Annotated in this window: 2 protein-coding genes; both read left to right on the plus strand. The window is 64.7% G+C overall.

What is annotated here, in order from left to right; genetic code table 11:
- Positions 1-341 (plus strand): DUF3168 domain-containing protein (locus AC1DT3_RS20655; protein ID WP_477467074.1); only part of this gene is annotated, 341 nt, incomplete at its 5' end.
- A gap of 773 nt (positions 342-1,114) precedes the next feature.
- Positions 1,115-1,525: a phage major tail protein, TP901-1 family gene (locus tag AC1DT3_RS20660; protein WP_477467075.1), complete on the plus strand. Its 411-nt coding sequence runs from the start codon at positions 1,115-1,117 to the stop codon at positions 1,523-1,525.
- The last annotated feature ends 22 nt before the right edge of the window (positions 1,526-1,547 follow it).

Genomic DNA, 1,547 nt, shown 5'->3' on the forward strand with positions numbered 1-1,547 from the left:
ACCTGATGGGCGGCGCCGTCAAGATCTTCGATGAAGCCCCGCGCAGCGCCGATCCGGTTTATGCCGTGTTCGGCGACGTGAAGGCAGCGGATTGGTCCACCGACAACGACCGCGGCCACGAACAGAACATCGCACTCATCGTCTGGGGCGAGGAAGGCAGCGCCGGAACCGCGCTCGCCGCCGCCGAGCGCCTGGCCCTCGTTCTGCACGATGCCGCGCTTTCCCTCGACGGGCACCGTCTCGTGCAGTTGCGTGTGACCGAACTGTCCTGCGAACGCGACAAGGACACACGCCGCGTTCGCGCCACATTGCGATTGCGCGCCGTGACGGAAGTGATGTGACCGCACATCCAAACCCTCAGCCGCACTGGGTGGCAATCCTCTCCGCTGTCATGGCCGGGCTCGTCCCGGCCACCTCGATCGGATGAGCGCTGCGCTTCACGGAAGCGAGGTCACCGGCACAAGGCCGGTGATGACGTAGTGGGGAATCTCATCCTGAGGGGGCCGGAGGCCCGTCTCGAAGCCTCATCCTGAGGAGCGACGCAGTCGCGTCTCGAAGCCTCATCCTGAGGAGCGACGCAGTCGCGTCTCGAAGGACGAGGCGTCTCCAGTGGTCTCTGGAGGTCCTTCGAGACGCCGCTCCGCGGCTCCTCAGGATGAGGGGTTGGAGAGGAGACAGTCCTCTGTGTCATCCCCGGCGAGCGTAAGCGAGGGAAGGGGACCCAGGACTGGCCCGTCTTCGCGAGAATGTGGCTCGGCGCAATGGGTTCCCTTCCCCTGCGATGGCTCCGCCATCTCCGGCCGGGAATGACACTGGGGGTGGCAATCCYCWCCGCTGTCATGGCCGGGCTCGTCCCGGCCACCTCGATYAGATGAGCGCTGCGCWTMASGGAAGCGAGGTCACCGGSACRAGSCCGGTGATGACGTAGTGGGGAACCTCATCCTGAGGGGGCCGGAGGCCCGTCTCGAAGCCTCATCCTGAGGAGCGACGCAGTCGCGTCTCGAAGCCTCATCCTGAGGAGCGACGCAGTCGCGTCTCGAAGGACGAGGCGTCTCCAGTGGGTCTCCTCCTTCGAGACGCCACTCATTCACTTCAATCTCAAAGGACATTCGTCATGCCGGCTCAAAAGGGCAAGGATCTCTTGGTCAAGATCAACGACGGCGCATCCGGCTTCGTGACGGTCGCCGGATTGCGGACGCGGCAGATCGCCTTCAACGCGGAAACGGTGGACGTCACCAACGCCGATTCCGCCGGCCGCTGGCGCGAATTGCTCGCCGGCGTCGGCGTGCGCCGCGCGGGCATCACCGGATCGGGCGTGTTCAAGGACGAGGCGTCCGATGCGCGTATGCGCCAGGTGTTCTTCGATGGCGACGTGCTCACATACCAGATCGTCATTCCCGATTTCGGTCGCATCGAAGGACCATTCCAGATCACGAGCCTCGAATATCGCGGCGATCACGCGGGCGAAGTGACCTTCGAGATGGCCTTCGAATCCGCCGGCGTCCTGACATTCGCCGCGCTGTGACGGTTCGCGGTGTTCGCAATCC

This window comes from Microvirga sp. P4_G7, from assembly GCF_056401005.1.

Excerpts from the sequence above, each read along its gene's own strand:
- AC1DT3_RS20660 (WP_477467075.1), top strand. The coding sequence starts at position 1,115 with ATGCCGGCTCAAAAGGGCAAGGATCTCTTGGTCAAGATCAACGACGGC.